This window comes from Chimaeribacter californicus (assembly GCF_002858675.1).
Lineage (GTDB): Bacteria > Pseudomonadota > Gammaproteobacteria > Enterobacterales > Enterobacteriaceae > Chimaeribacter > Chimaeribacter californicus.
The window spans coordinates 122,298-140,465 of the sequence record NZ_PJZF01000012.1 but is presented as its reverse complement, the minus strand read 5'-3'; the positions used below and the strand labels follow the sequence as shown (position 1 = coordinate 140,465).

General features: G+C 61.7%; 19 protein-coding genes. 12 read left to right on the top strand and 7 right to left on the bottom strand.

All coding sequences use genetic code 11. The features are described 5' to 3' along the window. From CYR55_RS14535 to CYR55_RS14515, 5 genes are all read left to right on the top strand, one after another. Positions 1-1,102, top strand: a 1,102-nt coding sequence (locus CYR55_RS14535; RefSeq protein WP_175580806.1) for a class I mannose-6-phosphate isomerase, incomplete at its 5' end; no start/stop codon positions are given. After that, positions 1,096-1,524 carry a PTS sugar transporter subunit IIA gene (locus tag CYR55_RS14530; protein ID WP_101816989.1) on the top strand — a complete coding sequence of 143 codons (429 nt, stop codon included), beginning with the start codon at positions 1,096-1,098 and terminating at the stop codon, positions 1,522-1,524. The genes CYR55_RS14535 and CYR55_RS14530, both read left to right, overlap by 7 nt. 10 nt (positions 1,525-1,534) lie before the next feature. Next, positions 1,535-2,038 (top strand): PTS sugar transporter subunit IIB, encoded by a 504-nt coding sequence (locus CYR55_RS14525; protein ID WP_101816986.1) that lies wholly within the window; start codon positions 1,535-1,537, stop codon positions 2,036-2,038. Between the two features lie 15 nt (positions 2,039-2,053). Then, positions 2,054-2,836, top strand: coding sequence for a PTS mannose/fructose/sorbose/N-acetylgalactosamine transporter subunit IIC (locus CYR55_RS14520; protein ID WP_101816984.1), 783 nt, complete (start codon positions 2,054-2,056; stop codon positions 2,834-2,836). Beyond that, the gene (locus tag CYR55_RS14515) at positions 2,836-3,657 is read left to right on the top strand and encodes a PTS system mannose/fructose/sorbose family transporter subunit IID (protein WP_101816981.1); all 822 of its coding nucleotides are present in this window, start codon (positions 2,836-2,838) and stop codon (positions 3,655-3,657) included. Before CYR55_RS14520 ends, CYR55_RS14515 begins: the two co-directional genes overlap by 1 nt. Positions 3,658-3,708: 51 nt before the next feature. On the opposite strand, the gene CYR55_RS14510 is transcribed toward CYR55_RS14515, so the two are convergent. The 5 genes from CYR55_RS14510 to tolC form a co-directional block, all read right to left on the bottom strand. Continuing rightward, on the bottom strand, positions 3,709-4,479 hold the full coding sequence (locus CYR55_RS14510) for a glucose-6-phosphate isomerase family protein (protein ID WP_175580808.1): 771 nt from the start codon (positions 4,477-4,479) through the stop codon (positions 3,709-3,711). Positions 4,480-4,489: 10 nt separating this feature from the next. Further along, the gene (locus tag CYR55_RS14505) at positions 4,490-5,050 is read right to left on the bottom strand and encodes a glucose-6-phosphate isomerase family protein (RefSeq protein ID WP_101816976.1); all 561 of its coding nucleotides are present in this window, start codon (positions 5,048-5,050) and stop codon (positions 4,490-4,492) included. A 124-nt stretch (positions 5,051-5,174) separates the two neighbouring features. Beyond that, positions 5,175-6,335, bottom strand: coding sequence for a glutathionylspermidine synthase family protein (locus CYR55_RS14500; RefSeq protein WP_101816974.1), 1,161 nt, complete (start codon positions 6,333-6,335; stop codon positions 5,175-5,177). Positions 6,336-6,340: 5 nt separating this feature from the next. Further along, complete coding sequence (locus CYR55_RS14495; RefSeq protein ID WP_101817011.1) at positions 6,341-6,985, bottom strand: DUF1190 family protein; 645 nt, start codon at positions 6,983-6,985, stop codon at positions 6,341-6,343. 179 nt (positions 6,986-7,164) lie between these two features. Continuing rightward, positions 7,165-8,652: an outer membrane channel protein TolC gene (gene tolC / locus CYR55_RS14490; RefSeq protein WP_101816972.1), complete on the bottom strand. Its 1,488-nt coding sequence runs from the start codon at positions 8,650-8,652 to the stop codon at positions 7,165-7,167. Between the two features lie 229 nt (positions 8,653-8,881). Here tolC and nudF point away from each other — a divergent pair, with 229 nt between their 5' ends. The 6 genes from nudF (at position 8,882) to CYR55_RS14460 (ending at position 14,324) form a co-directional block, all read left to right on the top strand. Further along, on the top strand, positions 8,882-9,523 hold the full coding sequence (gene nudF, locus CYR55_RS14485; protein WP_101816970.1) for an ADP-ribose diphosphatase: 642 nt from the start codon (positions 8,882-8,884) through the stop codon (positions 9,521-9,523). Then, positions 9,519-9,941 (top strand): DUF1249 family protein, encoded by a 423-nt coding sequence (locus CYR55_RS14480; RefSeq protein ID WP_072927397.1) that lies wholly within the window; start codon positions 9,519-9,521, stop codon positions 9,939-9,941. The genes nudF and CYR55_RS14480 overlap by 5 nt, the downstream gene beginning before the upstream one ends. Positions 9,942-9,970: 29 nt before the next feature. Beyond that, entirely contained in the window at positions 9,971-10,798 is an 828-nt protein-coding gene (gene cpdA, locus CYR55_RS14475) for a 3',5'-cyclic-AMP phosphodiesterase (RefSeq protein ID WP_101816968.1), read from the top strand. Next, a complete protein-coding gene (gene yqiA, locus CYR55_RS14470; RefSeq protein WP_101816966.1) occupies positions 10,798-11,379 on the top strand; it encodes an esterase YqiA in 582 nt (193 codons plus the stop codon). The genes cpdA and yqiA overlap by 1 nt, the downstream gene beginning before the upstream one ends. Positions 11,380-11,477: 98 nt before the next feature. After that, positions 11,478-13,373, top strand: a complete 1,896-nt coding sequence (gene parE / locus CYR55_RS14465) for a DNA topoisomerase IV subunit B (RefSeq protein WP_101816964.1) — start codon at positions 11,478-11,480, stop codon at positions 13,371-13,373. Between the two features lie 54 nt (positions 13,374-13,427). After that, entirely contained in the window at positions 13,428-14,324 is an 897-nt protein-coding gene (locus CYR55_RS14460) for a LysR substrate-binding domain-containing protein (RefSeq protein WP_101816963.1), read from the top strand. A 79-nt stretch (positions 14,325-14,403) separates the two neighbouring features. Here the strand turns inward: CYR55_RS14460 and CYR55_RS14455 are convergent, their stop codons facing one another. Together CYR55_RS14455 and CYR55_RS14450 are read right to left on the bottom strand one after the other, a co-directional pair. Beyond that, on the bottom strand, positions 14,404-14,709 hold the full coding sequence (locus CYR55_RS14455; protein ID WP_101816961.1) for a putative quinol monooxygenase: 306 nt from the start codon (positions 14,707-14,709) through the stop codon (positions 14,404-14,406). A 143-nt stretch (positions 14,710-14,852) separates the two neighbouring features. Next, entirely contained in the window at positions 14,853-15,437 is a 585-nt protein-coding gene (locus tag CYR55_RS14450) for an NAD(P)H-dependent oxidoreductase (protein WP_101816959.1), read from the bottom strand. Between the two features lie 382 nt (positions 15,438-15,819). On the opposite strand from CYR55_RS14450, the gene parC reads away from it, so the two are divergent. After that, the gene (parC, locus tag CYR55_RS14445; RefSeq protein ID WP_101816957.1) at positions 15,820-18,096 is read left to right on the top strand and encodes a DNA topoisomerase IV subunit A; all 2,277 of its coding nucleotides are present in this window, start codon (positions 15,820-15,822) and stop codon (positions 18,094-18,096) included. Positions 18,097-18,168 lie beyond the last annotated feature (72 nt).

Genomic DNA, 18,168 nt, shown 5'->3' with positions numbered 1-18,168 from the left:
GTTCCACGCCGGGTTGCGGCAAGTGGCCCGCCAGCCGTTCCGCGTGGTGCCGTTCTTCGACCCCGGCGTCTGGGGCGGGCAATGGATGAAACACCAGTTTGATCTCGATCCGGCGGCAGCCAACTACGCATGGTGTTTTGACTGCGTGCCCGAGGAAAACAGCCTGCTGATGCGTTTTGGCGACGTCCGGATCGAGATCCCCGCGTTGGATCTGGTGCTGCTTTACCCGCAGGCATTGCTGGGTGAGGCAGTGTATGCGCGCTTCGGCGCGGAATTCCCGATCCGTTTTGACCTGCTGGACACCGTCGGCGGCCAGAACCTCAGCCTTCAGGTTCACCCCACGCCCCCCTATATCCGGCAGCAGTTCGGCATGACCTACACGCAGGATGAGAGCTATTACATCCTGGCGGCAGAACCGGAAGCCAGCGTCTGCCTCGGGGTGAAAACCGGCACCCAACCCGACGAGATGACCGCCGCGCTGGCGCAGGCCGGGCAGGGGGGGAATGACTTTGACGATCGCCGCTTCATCAACCACCTGCCGGCGCGCCGCCACGATCATTTCCTGATCCCAGCGGGGACGGTGCATTGCGCCGGGGCGGGCAGCGTGGTGCTGGAGATCAGCGCCACGCCTTACATTTTCACCTTCAAATTATGGGACTGGGGGCGGCTGGGGCTGGATGGCCGCCCGCGACCGCTGCACCTGCACCATGGCCGTGAGGTGATTGACTGGCAGCGCGACACCGCCTGGGTCACGCGCGAGCTGGTGAACCGCGTGGAGCCGGTGGCCGCCGGGCCGGGCTGGCAGGAGGAACGCACCGGCCTGCACCCGGGCCAGTTTATTGAAACCCGCCGCCACTGGTTCAGCGTGCCGGTGCTGCACCACACCGAAGGGCGCGTCAACGTCCTGAACCTGATTGAAGGGGAGGAGGCGGTGGTGGAAAGCCCCTCCGGCCACTTTGCCCCCTTCGTCGTGCATTTCGCGGAGACCTTTATCATCCCGGCCGCCGTGGGTGCCTACCGCATCCGGCCCAGCGGCCGCAGCCTGGGCCAACGCCTGGGCACCCTGAAAGCCTGGGTGCGTGAGGAGGAAACCGTATGCTGACCGTGATTGTCGCCACCCACGGCCCCCTGGCCGATGCCCTGCTGACCAGCGCCCGCATGATCTGGGGCGAGCTGCCGCGCACCCGCAGCATCTCGCTGGAGGAAAACGGCGGTATCACCGCCTTTCAGCAGGCGTTTAACGCTGAACTCACGGACGCCGTGTACCACAGCAGTGGGGTGCTGGTGCTGTGCGATCTCCAGAGCGGCACGCCCTGCAACCTGGCCAGCCGCTTTGCGATGACGCCGGGCCACCCAGCCCCGGTGGCGGTGGTGGCCGGGGTTAACCTGCCGATGGTGCTGATGAGCGCCGAACTGCTGGAGGAGCCGGATGTGCACCAGGCGGCGCGCCGGCTGATCGCGCAGGCGCGGGAGGGCATTACCGCTTTCCGCCCGGCCACCGCCCCGCAACCCGACATGTTCTGAGGAGAAAAGAATGGCGCTTTCGTTTGTACGTATTGATGACCGTGTGATCCACGGGCAACTGGTGACCCGCTGGGCGAAGGAGCTGCCCTGCGACGGCATCATCGCAATTGATGATGAGGTGGCCGCCGATGCGCTGCTGGCCTCGGTGATGAAAGGGGCGATTCAGGACATCCCGGTCTGGCTGTTCACCGTGGCGCAGGCGATTGAAAAGCTGCCGAAAGTGCTCGCCAGCGGCAAGCACTATTTTGTGATCGGTAAATCCCCGGTGACGCTGCGGCAACTGGCAGAGGCGGGCATTGACCTGCACAACCGCTACCAGCGGATCAACGTCGGGCCGATGTCGGCGCGGGCGGAGACCGTCACCATCGGCCCCAACCAGTCGGTGACCGCCATGGAGCGTGACGCCTTCGATTTTCTGGCGACGTGCGGTTACGCGATTGAGTTTCGGCTGGTACCGGATGCCGGCTGTTTCAGCTGGCAGGATGCGCAAAAAAAGGTGAAGCCGTCAGCCTGACGGCGAGGAGGCATGATGTGGTTTGAAGCAACGCTTATCGGCGTGTTCTGCTATCTGGGGGCGCTGAGCAGCCCATGGCTGCTGGGGCTGACCGGCGGCTGGTATATTCTCAGCCGCCCGCTGGTCTCCGGCATGGTGGTGGGAGCGATCCTCGGGGATATCCAGACTGGGATCGTGATCGGCGTGGCGGTGCAGGCGGTCTATATCGCGATGGTGACGCCGGGCGGCTCGATGCCCGCTGACCTGAACTTTGTCGCCTGGCCGGCGATCGCGCTCGGCATCCTCTCCGGCCAGGGCACGGCGGTGGCGGTAGCGCTGGCGGCCACTATCGGCATTCTCGGCACCCTTCTGTTTAACGCGATGATGGTGCTCAACTCTTACTGGAACCACCGGGCAGACGTGGCAGCGGAGCAGGGCGATGAGCGCGGCATCTACCTCAACAGCGCCATCGGGCCGCAGGCCACCAATTTCCTGCTGCGTTTTGTGCCCTCGTTTGTCGCGGTGTTTTTTGGTGCGCGCTACATCAGCGGGGTGATGGACGCCCTGCCCACGATGGTGCTGACCACCATGAATGTGCTGGGCGGCATTCTGCCGGCGGTGGGGATTGCCATCCTGCTCAAGCAGATCATCCGGCACGCCAGTATGTTGATCTACTTTCTGGTCGGGTTCATCTGCATCGTGTTTTTGAAGCTGAATATGGTGGCGCTGGTGATTGTCGGCGCGCTGCTGGCCCTGATCCACTACAGCTACAAACCGGAACCGGCCACTGTCGCGGCACCGGATGAGGAGGAGTTCTGATGGAGACGACCCCTGTGACCCTGACGAAACAGGATCTGCGCCGCTGCTGGCGCGCCTGGATGATGTACAACCTGTCGTCGATGAGCTTTGAACGGCTCCAGTCTTACGGCTTCTGCCTCGGCATGCTGCCCGCACTGCGCAAGCTCTACCCGGCGGGGCCGCAACGCATTGAGGCGATCCGCCGCCACGCCTCGTTCTACAACACCGAGCCGCAACTCGGGGCGATCGTCAACGGCATGGCGGTCGGGCTGGAGGAGAAGCGCGCCAACGGCGAGCCGGTGGACGGCGAGACCATCAACACCCTGAAAGTCGGGCTGATGGGGCCGCTGGCAGGCATCGGGGATTCCATGCTGCCGGGGATGCTGATCCCGATTTTGCTCAGCATCGGCATGGCGTTGGCGGCCGGCGGCAGCGTGATTGGGCCGTTGTTCTATATCATCGCCTACGCCGGGATGGTGATCCCCGGTTCCTGGTGGCTGTTTATGAAAGGCTACCGGCTCGGCTCCGGTTCGGTGGAGATGCTGGTGAGCAGCCGCTCTGCACGCCTGCGCGAGGCGCTCTCGCTGCTGGGGGTGTTTGTGATGGGCGGGGTGGCGGCCAGCTACGTGAAACTCTCGACCGGGCTGGCGCTGTCAACCAAAGAGGGGGTGAGCATTCACCTGCAACAGATGCTGGACGGCATTTTCCCGCAACTGCTGCCGCTGCTGGTGGTGCTGGTGACCTGGTATCTGATGAGCAAACGCGGCCTGTCGCCGGTGAAGGCGATGCTGGGGCTGCTGGCGCTGGCCGCCGTTGGGGTGGCGGGCGGGCTGTTTGCCTGACCTCTTACAAGAGAGGAAACAGTGGCCCGGCAGACGCCGGGCCGTACCGGATCACGGCTCGAAATGGGCCCACTTTTCCGCCATGCGCGCCGGTTGCGAGATAAATTGCAGGCGTGACGGCGACTGCTCAAACTGCCGGTAGATCGGCTGTTCCGTCAGGCCGAATTCGGTATAGCGGCGCGGCGACACCACCTGCAAGCGGCCGGGCCGGTAGCGCGGGTTCTGCTGCCAGACAATGTGGTTACCCTGCAACAGCGGGTACCACGCCAACCCCTGATGTGCCCGCACCGCCTGATACTCAAACCCGTACTCCCGGTCACACCAGGCGGCGAAGGTCAGCGGGGTAGCCGGGTCGGCAGAGAGGGTGGCGTGCGCCCAGCCCGGCGGCACCAGCACCCGATCGCCCGGCCCGGCACACACCGCAAAACAGCGGCCGGGATCGTGCATCACCCGCTCCTGCATGTAGATAATCGCCCGGCCCTGCCACACCTCATACAGCTCCGGCGGCGACCAGCCGCTGTGCGCGCTGACGCGGTGAATATGCCCCTGGCTGCGTATCGGTTCTTCGCCGAGGCGGCCACCGGCGTAGGTGACGATGCCGAACAGCAGCATCCGTTTCTGCAACTCCGCCAGATGCGGCTGCCGGGCGACGTCCATCGCAATGGCGTACACCTGTTCCGGCCCGTCACAGTGCGGGTCGCGCAGGGAAGGGCGGATCTGATCCAGCATGCGGATCTCCGGCAGCGGGCCAATCACATCGCCGCCGTAGCCGAAGCCCAGCGGCGCGTGGGAGACACGCACATCCAGCCCGTAATGGGCCATTGAAAGGGCGTCAGGCATGCTGTACCTCCGCGCGCCAGCCATCGCCGTCTGCCATCACCCGCACCCCAAACCCCTGTTCCTGCAACGCCTGGTAATCGTGCCCGGCGACGGCCGGCCACACCGCCAGCGCGGAGAGCAGGCTGCTGCCGGTGTTGATCAGCCGGTGGGCGGTAAAAGGCGGAATATAGTGCACGCTGCCGGGGAACACGTGCTCCAGCACGCAGTCGCCCGCCTGCTGGAGCAGCAGCAGGCCGTGGCCCTGCAGGCCAATATAGTATTCCGCCTGTTCGCGGCGCTGGTGGACGTGGCCGCGGGTCATATAGAACTCCCGGCCGACCCGGCCGGGGTGGAGGTGGGTCACACCGGCCAGCAATTCACCCTCCTGTTGCGGGGCCGGCAGGATCGCCACCGTATAGATCGGCGTCTCTGGCGGCAGGGCCGCCCAGGCGTCCCGATCGGCATACAGCCCGGCCAGCATCCCGGCGGTAGTGGTGTGTTCGTGATGATCGGCAGCAATAAACTGCCCGGACGCCAGGTCAAGCTGGCGCGGTAATCGTGTTTTCAGGTTCATATCTGGTTGCTCCGCCCGAGGAGAACAGACGCCGCCAGCATAAGAGATTAATCGATTAACCGCTGTGATAGCGGGCAAAAAAAACGCGCCTGAGGGCGCGCTGTGAGGTGGGGTGCAGAAAAGGTCAGCCGAGAATGGTGTGCGGGTAGAAGCGGGAGAGATCCTGGGTGATCAGCTCACGATCTTCACGCAGCCCCATGCCGCAGGGTTGATCGTCCACCAGCCAGCTGCCGACGACCACATAGCTGTCGCCAAATTTCGGAAGCGGGTGGAACTGCTGGACGACCATACCCTCTTCGCCGTAAGGGCCGTCCACGTGGGCTACCTGTTGCCCCTGTTTGAAGATGCTGATGTTGGCGCCCTCGCGGGAGAACAGCGGCTTGACCACATAGTGTTCCAGCGGCGGGTGATCCTCATCCGCAAAGTACGCCGGCAGCAGGTTCGGGTGGTTGGGGAACATCTCCCACAGCAGCGGCAGCAGCGCCTTGTTAGAGAGAATGCTTTTCCAGGCCGGTTCCAGCCAGCGTACGCCCGCATCTTCCAGCTTGGTGGCGAACATCTCGCGGAACATAAACTCCCACGGGTAGAGCTTGAACAGGTTGGCGATCACCTGATCCTGCAAGTCAGTGAATTGCCCTTTTTCGCCCAGGCCGATCTCATCGATATAGAGGAATTCCGTGGGCAGCCCGGCCTCCTGCGCGCAATCCTGCAAATATTGCACCGTACCGCGATCCTCATCGCTGTCACGGTAGCAGGTGAGGTGCAACAGGCTGAAACCGTGGCGCGCTTTCAGATCGGCAAAGCGGGCAATCAGCTTCTCCTGCAAGCTGTTGAACTGATCCGCCTCCGGCGGCAGGTGACCGGCCGCGATCTGATCTTCCAGCCAGAGCCACTGGAAGAAGGCCGCCTCGTACAGGGAGGTAGGGGTGTCGGCGTTATTCTCCAGCAGTTTCGGCGGGTTCACGCCGTCATAGGCGAGATCGAGCCGGGAATAGAGCGACGGCTGGCCGCTGCGCCAGGCGGTGCGCACCAGCTCCCGGCAGTGGCGGGGAATGCGGCAGCGGTCCATCAGCGCATCGCTGCTGACCACCTTGTCCACCACTTTCAGGCACATCTGGTGCAGCTCAGCGGTGGCCGCCTCCACTTCTTCCACCTGGGCCAGCGTGAACTCGTAACAGGCATCCTCACACCAGTAGGGTTCGCCATACATGGTGTGGAACTGGAAACCAAATTCGGCGGCTTTTTCACGCCAGTCCGGGCGCTCCGGCAGGGGACGTCGTTTCATGCAGGCTAACCCCCGAATGAGCGTGAGCCGGAGCCCATGCTGCTGCGTTGTGCGGTGGCCTGTTTGGCCACGGTCTCACCGAACCCGCCGCGGGTGATGGTGCGGGTGGTGGCCGGTTTCGGTGCCAGCGCGGATTTCGGCACCGTCACCGTGCGGCCCGGCGTGGCCGAACCGTAGTTTCTGCCGGCGGCATCCACAAACTTGCCGTTAGCCGGGTTGCCGGGCGCGCGGGAGGTGAACAACGGCTGTTGCGCGTAGCTGCCGCCGCCCATCATCCGGCCCATCATGTAACCGGCCATCAGCGGCATCCAGAAGCTGCCGCTCTCGTGGGGCTGGGCCACCGCCCCGGCCTGCGCCGGGGTCTGGGTGCATTGCCCTTCGCCAAATTCGGCTACGCAATCCTCACGGCTGGCATATTTCGGTGCAGTGCGCGCCGCCTCTTTCTGCGCCTCGGTATAGGCGGCCTTGCACTGTGCGGCGTTGGACGGGTTAGCGTTGGTGCAGTCGTCGGCATTTTGGTACATCGACACTTTTTCGTCGGCCTGTTCACAGCCGGCCAGCGCAAAAGCCGCGCCCACCGCCAGCGCCAGCGGTGCCATCCGGCAGCACTTGCGGAACGCCGATAAGTTAATCTGTTGAGTCCGTTTCATCATTATTTCTCCCCTTAATTTAAGAGCGAAAAGCCCTTCCCAGTGGGCGTAAGGATAGGTGAAAGCTGGGTGTTTTTAAAGCAAGTGGCCATTGCAATGCGGAGCAACGCCCAAACATAGAGAGGGGGGAAAGAAAACGGCACCGGCCGGGGCGCGGTGCCGTTGCGGCAGGGCAGAGATTAGTGCTGGAACGGATTACCGGCCGCGCTACTGCGTGGAGCGGCGGCTTTGGCCGGGCGGGCAGAGGACTGGCCCTGCATAGCCGCTTCACCGCTTTCCGCTTTCACGCCGCCGTCAGCGTTCGCATCCTGCTGGGCATTTTCCGGGGCTACCGCTTCCGGGGTGGTGGGTACCGGCTTGCCGAGTGCGTTGTTCAGCATCTGCAAATCACTGATGTTCAGCGTACCGAGGGCAGATTTCACATTCAGCTGGTTAATCAGGTAGTTGTAACGTGCGCTGGAGAGCTGCTGCTTGGCGTTGTAGAGCGTGGTGGTGGCATCCAGCACGTCAACAATGGTACGCGTCCCGACCTGATAACCCGCTTCTGACGCATCCAGGGAGCTTTGCGCCGAGACCACCGCCTGTTTGTAGGCGTTGATGCTGCTGATAGAGGCGGAGATATTATTGAAGGACGAACGCACCGTCTGCACCACGGAGCGGTGGGCGCTCTCAAGCTGCTCGCTGGCACTGACAAAATTGAACTGCGCCTGTTTCACCTGCGAGGTGACCGCGCCGCCGCTGTAGAGCGGCAGGCTGAAGCTCAGGCCGACCTGGTTCTGCCCGGCGTCGCTGTCATCACTGACGTTGCGCGAGCCGCTGTATTTGCTGTTGCTGATGCCGCTGGAGGCGGTCAGGTCCAGCGTCGGCATGTGGCCGGTCTGGTAGTAGCGGATCTGCTCACGCGCCAGATCCTGTGACAGGCGGGCGGAGAGCAGGTTCAGGTTGCGGCTTTCCGCCTCTTTCAGCAGGCTGTTCACGGCCTGCGGGCGCTGGGTGGAGAAGGTGTCGATGTTCAGCGACGCCAGCTCCGGGTAGTACTGGCCGGTGACCTGGCGCAGGGCTTCCAGCGCGTTGTCGAGATCATTGCGGGCCGTGACTTCGCTGGCCAGTACGCTATCATATTGGGCGCGGGCGTTCTGCACGTCGGTGATCGCCACCAGGCCGACATTAAAGCGCTGGGTGGTCTGGTCGAGCTGGCGGTAAATCGCCTGTTTCTGCGCTTCAGTATAAGAAAGCGAGTCAATGGCGCTCAGCACGTTGAAATAGGCGGTCGCCGTATTCAGGATCAGGTTCTGCTGGGCCGTCTGGTAGGTGACGTCCTGGATGCCGGCCTGCTTCTCCTGAAGCGTCAGCGCCCGCCATTTGGACATATCAAAAATCGTCTGGGTCAGCTGCAATGCACCGCTGGTGACATTGCTCTCGGTGTCCCGGGCGTCTTTAAAACCGCTGGTATAGGTGTAATCCACACCCAGCCCCAGTTGCGGCAGCAACGGACTGCGCGTTTCATTAATTTTCTCAAAGGCTGCATCGCGCACGGCGGCAGACTGGCGCAAATCTGGGTTACTTTCGCGCGCCTGCTGGTAGACCTGGAGCAGGTTTTCAGCCTGGCTCACGGAACTCAGGCCCGTCAGGCTCAGTCCGATAAGAAAGGGGAGCAGTTTCTTCATTTGCATTCCTTGTTGTGCAGCATTGGTGCTTATTATGTATGTGCTGTCGAGAGCTAAAATTTTGCCGATTCTATCAGAGTATTAGACACTGGCGAGGTGGCTTAACGTGCCATCACCCTTGAAGAGTGTCAATCTACCACAATCATGTCCGCGTATAATTAATGAACATTCACGGTATTGACCTAAAACAGGTCAAGGGTACCGTTATACTCACCAGAGAGGGAACATCATGGCTTTATCCAATCAGGCTTCGCCGGTCACTTTCACCAAAAATGATGTAGAAATTATTGCACGTGAGTCACTTTATAGTGGTTTTTTTTCGCTCACCGCCTATCGTTTCCGTCACCGTCTGTTCAATGGCGAAATGAGCGGCGAAGTGCGCCGTGAAGTGTTTGAGCGCGGCCATGCGGCGGTGCTGTTGCCCTATGATCCGGTGCGTGATGAAGTGGTACTGGTCGAACAGCTGCGTTTCCCGGCGCTGGAAACCAGCGAGACCCCGTGGCTGCTGGAGATGGTGGCCGGGATTATTGAACCGGGTGAAAGCCCGGAGCAGGTAGCCCGCCGTGAGGCGGTGGAAGAGGCCGGCCTGACCGTGGCCCGCTGCAAACCGGTGCTGAGTTACCTGGCCAGCCCCGGCGGCACCAGCGAACGGTTATCGGTGATGGTCGGTGAAGTGGATGCCACGACGGCAGAGGGCCTGCACGGGCTGGCGGATGAACACGAGGATATCCGGGTACATGTGGTCAGCCGTGAGCAGGCCTGTCGCTGGGTAGAAGAAGGAGCTATTGATAACGCGGCCTCAATCATTGCCCTGCAATGGCTGGCGCTGCACCATGAATCGTTACGAAAAGAGTGGTCAACAGATGATTAAGCGCTATACCCCTGATTTTCCTGAGATGATGCGGCTGTGCGAAACCAATTTTGCCCAATTACGTCGGTTGCTGCCGCGCAACGATGCCGTCGGGGAGACGGTAAGTTATCAGGTGAGTGGCGCCACCTACCGTTTGACGATTGCAGAATCGACACGCTATACCTCTTTGGTGGCAATCCAGCAGACGGCCCCGGCCGTCAGCTACTGGAGCCTGCCGGCCATGACCGTGCGGCTCTACCATGATGCAATGGTGGCTGAAGTGTGTTCAAGCCAGCAGATCTACCGCTTCAAAGCACGTTATGATTATCCGAATAAAAAGTTGCATCAACGCGATGAAAAGCATCAAATTAACCAGTTTCTTGCTGATTGGTTGCGCTACTGTTTAGCGCATGGAGCGATGGCGGTTCCGGTTTGTTAGACAGACGATGAGATAACAAAGGACACCATTTGGAAAGCCTGTTTACGCTGCCTGTGGCCGGTGACGCCAGGGTCAGGATATTACAAATAACCGATACGCATCTGTTTGCCGGTGAACATGAGACCTTGCTGGGCGTGAATACCCTGCGAAGTTATCACGCGGTACTCGATGCCATTGCCGCGCAGCAGCGGCCGGTGGATATCATCGCGGCAACCGGCGATCTGGCCCAGGATCATTCGCTGGCGGCGTACCGTCACTTTGCCGCCGGGATCACGCGTTTCCCGGCGCCCTGCCTGTGGCTGCCGGGCAACCACGATTTCCAGCCGGCGATGGTGGACGCGCTGGCCGGGGCGGGTATTGCGCCCTCCAAGCATGCGCTGCTGGGCGACCATTGGCAGATGATTTTGCTTGATACCCAGGTGTTTGGCGTACCGCATGGTGAGCTTAGCGATTACCAACTGGCGTGGCTGGCGCGCTGCCTGTCGGCTTACCCGGAGCGCTACACGCTGCTGATGCTGCACCACCACCCGCTGCCTTCCGGCTGTAACTGGCTGGATCAGCACAGCCTGCGCAACGCCCACGAACTGGCGGCGCTGCTGGTGCACTACCCGAAGGTCAACACGCTGTTGTGCGGGCATATCCATCAGGAGATGGATGAGCCGTGGCACGGCCGCCGCCTGCTGGCCACGCCCTCTACCTGTGTGCAGTTCAAACCGCACTGCACCAGTTTTACCATCGACAGCGCGGCACCCGGCTGGCGCTACCTCGATCTCTACCCGGATGGCCGGCTGGAGACGGAGGTTCACCGCCTCGACACCCATGAGTTCTGCCCTGACATGGATTCGGACGGCTATTAATGAGCACCTTACTCTACCTGCACGGTTTCAACAGTTCGCCCCAGTCCGCCAAAGCCTCGGCCCTGAAGGCGTGGCTGGCAGTGCACCACCCGCATATCGACATGGTGGTGCCGCAGCTGGCCCCTTTCCCGGATGCGGTGGCAGAGCAGCTGGAATCCCTGGTGATGGCGCGCGCCGGGGAAAACCTCGGCATTGTCGGCTCGTCATTGGGCGGTTACTACGCCACCTGGCTGTCGCAGTGCTTTGCGCTGCCGGCGGTGGTGGTCAACCCGGCGGTGCGCCCCTTTGAGCTGCTGCTCGACTATTTAGGACAGAACCAGAACCCCTACACCGGCCAACAATATGTGTTAGAGTCTCGCCACGTCTACGACCTGAAAACCATGCAGGTCGATCCTCTGGAGTCGCCGGATTTACTCTGGCTGCTGCAACAGACCGGAGATGAGATTCTCGATTACCGTCAGGCCGTGGCCTATTATACTGCCTGCCGCCAGACGGTAGAGTCAGGCGGGAACCACACCTTTACCGGATTCGAACGCTTCTACTCTCCGATTGTGGATTTTTTAGGGCTGGCGTCTGACTGACGCCCTGTGTCACAGCCCGCCGCGAACCGGGCGGTTGACCGGCCGCCGCGCCGGTTCCCGCCAGCCCACCAACAACTGGCCACGAATAGTAATCAAAGATGAGTCAATCAAGTTATAACGCAGATTCCATTGAGGTACTCAGCGGCCTTGAGCCGGTGCGCCGTCGCCCGGGCATGTACACCGATACCTCGCGTCCCAACCACCTTGGTCAGGAAGTCATCGATAACAGCGTCGATGAGGCGCTGGCCGGCCACGCCCGCAAGGTCGAAGTCATCCTCCATGCTGACCAGTCGCTGGAAGTGATCGACGACGGCCGCGGCATGCCGGTGGACATCCACCCGGAAGAGGGTATTCCGGCGGTGGAGCTGATCTTCTGCCGCCTGCATGCGGGCGGCAAGTTCTCCAACAAAAACTACCAGTTCTCCGGCGGCCTGCACGGCGTGGGGATCTCGGTGGTCAACGCCCTCTCGACCCGCGTCGAGGTCACCGTCAAGCGCGGCGGCCAGGTGTATGAGATGGCGTTTGAGAATGGCGATAAAGTGCAGGATCTGGTGGTCACCGGCACCTGCCCGAAACGCGTCACCGGCACCCGCGTCCAGTTCTGGCCGGATGTCAGCTTCTTTGACAGCCCGCGTTTCTCCGTCAGCCGGTTGTCGCACCTGCTGAAAGCCAAAGCGGTGCTCTGCCCGGGAGTGGAGATTGTCTTCAAAGACAAGCTTAACAACACCGAGCAACGCTGGTGCTATGAAGATGGCCTGACCGACTACCTGATGGAGTCCGTTAACGGGCTGGTTACGCTGCCGGAAAAGCCGTTTGTCGGCTCGTTCGCCGGGGACACCGAAGCGGTGGACTGGGCGCTGCTCTGGCTGCCGGAAGGCGGTGAGCTGCTGACGGAAAGCTACGTCAACCTGATCCCGACCATGCAGGGCGGCACCCACGTCAACGGGCTGCGTCAGGGCCTGCTGGACGCGATGCGTGAGTTCTGCGAGTTCCGCAATATCCTGCCGCGCGGCGTGAAGCTGTCGGCCGAGGATATCTGGGATCGCTGCGCGCATGTGCTGTCGGTGAAGATGCAGGACCCGCAGTTCGCCGGCCAGACCAAAGAGCGCCTCTCATCGCGCCAGTGCGCGGCCTTTGTCTCCGGCGTGGTGAAAGACGCCTTCAGCCTGTGGCTGAACCAGAACGTGCAGGCCGCGGAACAGCTGGCGGAGCTGGCGATCTCCAGCGCCCAGCGCCGGATGCGCGCCGCCAAGAAAGTGGTGCGTAAAAAGCTCACCAGCGGCCCGGCGCTGCCCGGCAAACTGGCGGACTGCACCTCACAGGATCTCAGCATGACCGAACTCTTCCTGGTGGAAGGGGATTCGGCAGGCGGCTCCGCCAAGCAGGCGCGCGATCGCGAATACCAGGCGATCATGCCGCTGAAGGGCAAAATCCTGAACACCTGGGAAGTCTCTTCTGACGAAGTGCTGGCGTCGCAGGAGGTGCATGACATCTCTGTCGCCATCGGCATGGACCCGGACAGCGAAGACCTGACCCAGCTGCGTTACGGCAAGATCTGTATCCTGGCGGATGCGGACTCCGACGGCCTGCACATCGCCACGCTGCTGTGCGCGCTGTTCGTGCGCCACTTCCGCTCGCTGGTGAAAGATGGCCACGTCTACGTGGCGATGCCGCCGCTCTACCGCATCGACCTCGGCAAAGAGGTTTACTATGCGCTGGACGAAGAGGAGAAAGCCGGGGTGCTGGAGCAGCTTAAGCGCAAGAAGGGCAAGCCGAACGTGCAGCGTTTCAAAGGGCTGGGCGAGATGAACCCGTTGCAGCTGCGTGAAACCACCCTTGACCCGAACACCCGCCGCCTGGTGCAGCTTACCATCAGCGATGAGGACGTGGACCAGACCATGGCCATCATGGATATGCTGCTGGCGAAGAAGCGCTCCGAAGACCGGCGTAACTGGTTACAGGACAAAGGTGACAAGGCCGAACTGGCCGTATAATGCCTCTCCCGGCCGCCCCTGTGGCGGCCGTTTTCTTTTGTGCAGGGCCTGCCGATGAAACTCACCCTTGATGAACTCGCTGCCTTTGTGGCCGTGACCGACAGCGGCTCGATTACCGCCGCCGCCGAACAATTGGGCCAGACCTCGTCGGGCATCAGCCGTGCGCTGAGCCGCCTGGAAACCAAACTCGACATTACCCTGTTGCGCCGCACCACCCGCCGCCTGGAGCTGACAGAGGAGGGCGCGCTGTTTCTGACCCATGCGCGCCAGATTGTGGAGTCAGTGGAGCTGGCGGAGGAGCAGATCGCCCTGCGGCGCGAAACCCCGGCCGGGCGGTTGCGCGTCAATGCCGCTGCGCCCTTTATGGAGCATGTGATCGTGCCGCTGGTCGGGGGCTTTCGCCGCCGCTATCCGCAGATTACGCTGGAGCTGAACACCGACAACCAGGTAATCGATCTGCTGGAGAAGCGCACCGACGTGGCGATCCGCATCGGCACGCTGCGCGATTCCACCATCCATGCGCGGCTGCTGGGGTGCAGCCGGTTACGGCTGCTGGCCAGCCCCGGTTACCTGGCGCGCCACGGCACCCCGCAGCGGGTGGAGGATCTGGCGAGCCACAGCCTGCTCGGCTTTACGCAGCCGGAGTCCCTGAACCAGTGGCCAGTCCGTACCGCTGACGGCGCACGGCTGATGATTACGCCTGCGCTCTCTGCTTCCAGCGGCGAAACGCTGCGCAACCTGGCATTACAGGGGGAAGGGATTGTGCAACTGGCGGATTTCATGACGCGTGAAGATTGCCGCCAGGGGCGGCTGGTGCCGGTGTTGCCGGCACTGACCGAGCCGGAAAGCCAGCCGGTTAACGCCGTGTATTACCGGAACACCCAACTGGTGGCGCGCATCACCTGTTTTCTGGATTACCTCAGCGAACAGATGGGCGAGGGGCTGCTCTGAAGGGGCGGTAAAAAAGGGAATAAAAAAGCCGCGTGATGCGGCTTCTTAACAAAAGGGTGCTTAGCAAAACAGGGCAACATCAGGGTTTGTCGAGAATGTGGATCACCACCTCTTCCACATCCTGCTTAATCGCTTCGCGATGGTGGTGCATATGCGCCTGCTGCTGATGCTGTTCCAGGTGGTTCAGGCTCTCCCACTCCTCCAGCATAAAGATGGAGTCCGGCACCGTTTTACGCCACGGCACCTGCCCGTTGAAATCGATCATCGGCACATAACTGCCGCAACCCTGCTCCGCGCGCACGGTAGGCAGTAACGCTTCAATCTGTTGCAGCACCGCATCCCGGCGCCCCGGCCTGACCTTGATTTCAGCAATAACAGTAATCATGAGTGACCTCGTCGGCATCCGTGCGGATGGGGAGGGAAAGGGCAGCACTCCGTCGCGGCCCTTTCGTCATACACTGACGCTTACAGTGTGGGCATTGCTGTCAAAAGATGCCATCGGGCATCGTCTGATTTCACCGCCTGCGATCAGATGTTGAACACGTGATCCAGGTGCGCACGGTAGCGGGCGACATCGTTGTCGATGTCCGGCTGTTTGATCACATCGTTGCAGATAAAGGTCGGCAGACCGGCCATGCCAAGGAACTCATTGGCTTTATGGAAGTGCATGTAGAGGCCGTCCACCCCGACGCCGTGGAAGAACTGCTCTTTGTCGGTGAACGCTTCCAACGGGGCGTTCCAGGTCAGGGACAGCATGTAGGTTTTGCCCTGCAGCAGGCCGCCGGAGCCATATTTTTTCGCGGCGTCAGCGCGGGTGCGGCCGTCGCTGGCGTAGAGCTTGCCGTGGCCTTCGGTAAAGACTTCATCGATGTATTTTTTCATGATCCACGGCTCGCCCATCCACCAGCCCGGCATCTGGTAGATCACGGTGTCGGCCCACAGGTAGTTTTCCACTTCGGTGGCCACGTCATAGCCCTGGTCGATATGCACAACGCGCACCTCATGGCCGCTGTCACGCAGGAAAGCGGCGGCAACGTCCGTCATGGTGTTGTTCAGTGCGCCTTTGGAGTGGGCAAACTCTTTTGCCGCATTCAAAATCAGGATAGTGCTCATGGAATCTCTCCGGTTGATGTCTGGTAAGCGTAATAGCTGATTCAGTGAGTGTACGCGTGAAAATGCCAGGGAAAAATGAGCGATGAGTCACAAAACTTTTGCTTAAACAGCAATAATCAGCATGCTAATCCCCCATTTTTCGCCGGAATCGCCGCCTGTGCAGCAGCCGCGGGCGGGGGGGATTTTGTGGTATCATTAGCGCCATACAAATCCCTGGCAGCCGCAGCCCGGCCGCCACGCCATCCTGCGTTTCCATACCCTTTTAACATCGCGTAGCGCGCAGACATCGCTGTGACAGCGTACGGCCTGATAAGGTACTATCGCTGGCAATGTCTGCCGGTTGCGGCATAAAGAGACAACACGGTCTGAGGAATAATGATTAATGAGTGATATGACTCAAGACGGTGCTGAGCGCCTTGCGCTGCACACGTTTACTGAGAACGCCTACCTGAACTACTCCATGTACGTGATCATGGATCGGGCACTGCCGTTTATCGGTGACGGTTTGAAGCCGGTACAACGCCGGATCATCTATGCGATGTCGGAACTCGGGCTGAATGCCAGCGCGAAATTCAAGAAATCGGCCCGTACCGTGGGCGACGTGCTGGGTAAATACCATCCACATGGCGACAGCGCCTGCTATGAGGCGATGGTGTTGATGGCGCAGCCGTTCTCTTACCGTTACCCGCTGGTGGACGGCCAGGGCAACTGGGGCGCGCCGGATGACCCGAAATCCTTCGCGGCGATGCGTTACACCGAATCGCGCCTGTCGAAATATGCCGAAGTGCTGCTGCGCGAGCTGGGCCAGGGCACCGTGGACTGGGTGCCGAACTTTGACGGCACGCTCGACGAGCCGAAAATGCTGCCGGCACGGCTGCCGAACATCCTGCTTAACGGCACTACCGGGATCGCCGTCGGCATGGCCACCGACATTCCGCCGCATAACCTGCGCGAAGTGGCCAAAGCGGCGGTGCTGCTGCTGGACAAACCCAACACTGAGCTCGACGAGCTGCTGGCCCACGTACAGGGGCCGGATTTCCCCACCGAGGCAGAGATCATCACCCCGCGTGACGAGCTGCGCAAACTCTACCAGACCGGGCGCGGCTCGGTGCGGATGCGGGCGGTGTGGAAGAAAGAAGAGGGCGACGTGGTGATCACCGCGCTGCCGCACCAGGTTTCCGGGGCCAAAGTGCTCGAGCAGATCGCCAGCCAGATGCGGGCGAAAAAACTGCCGATGGTGGAAGACCTGCGCGACGAGTCGGACCACGAAAACCCGACGCGGCTGGTTGTGGTGCCGCGCTCCAACCGGGTGGATATGGATCAGGTGATGAACCACCTGTTTGCCACCACCGATCTGGAGAAAAGCTACCGCGTTAATATGAACATGATCGGGCTGGATGGCCGCCCGACGGTGAAAGGGCTGGTGGAGATCCTCACCGAGTGGCTGGTGTTCCGCCGCAACACCGTGCGCCTGCGCCTGAACCACCGGCTGGAGAAGGTGCTCAAGCGCCTGCATATTCTCGAAGGCTTGTTGACGGCCTTCCTGAATATCGACGAGGTGATTCACATCATCCGCAGTGAAGATGAGCCGAAACCGGTGCTGGTGCAGCGTTTCGGCCTGAGTGAAACCCAGGCAGAAGCGATTCTGGAGCTGAAGCTGCGCCATCTCGCCAAACTGGAAGAGATGAAAATCCGCGGTGAGCAGGATGAGCTGGCCAAAGAGCGCGATCAGCTTCAGGCGCTGCTGGCCTCTGAGCGCAAGCTGAACACGCTGATCCGCAAAGAGATCCAGACCGATGCCGATGCCTACGGTGATGACCGCCGTTCGCCGCTGCATGAGCGTGATGAAGCCAAAGCGATGAGCGAAACAGAGATGCTGCCGTCTGAGCCGGTGACCATTGTGCTGTCGCAGATGGGCTGGGTGCGCAGTGCCAAAGGCCATGACATTGACCCGTCCGGCCTGAGCTACAAAGCGGGTGACAGCTTCCTGGCTGCCGCGCGCGGCAAGAGCAATCAGCCGGTGGTGTTCATCGATTCCACCGGCCGCAGTTATGCGCTGGAACCCACCACGCTGCCGTCGGCACGCGGGCAGGGCGAGCCGCTGACCGGCAAACTGACGCCGCCGCCGGGTGCGGTGATTGAGCAGGTGCTGATGGCACCGGACGAGCAGAAACTGCTGATGGCCTCGGACGCCGGTTACGGCTTCGTCTGTACCTTCAGCGATCTGGTGGCACGTAACCGCGCCGGTAAGGCGATGATCACCCTGCCGGAGAACGCCAAAGCGCTGACGCCGCTGGAGATCCACGGCGAGGATGACATGCTGCTCTCCATCACCGCCGCAGGCCGGATGCTGATGTTCCCGGTGGCGGATCTGCCGCAGCTCTCCAAGGGCAAAGGCAATAAGATCGTCTCTATTCCATCGGCGCAGGCCGCCGCCGGGGAAGATCGCCTCGCCTGGCTGTTTGTGCTGCCGCCGCAGACGTCGCTCACGCTCTACATCGGTAAGCGCAAACTGACGCTGCGCCCGGAAGATTTGCAGAAGTACCGGGCAGAACGGGGCCGTAAAGGCACCTTGCTGCCGCGCGGCCTGCAACGGATTGACCGGGTGGATGTGGATGCCCCGGCCCGGCCGGAAAGCCCCGGCAACAGCGAGGCGTAATTCCCGCCGGCCATGACCCGCGCCCCGGAGCAGACAGCGCCGGGGCGTGATGCGTTCTGCGCCGGGCGGCAG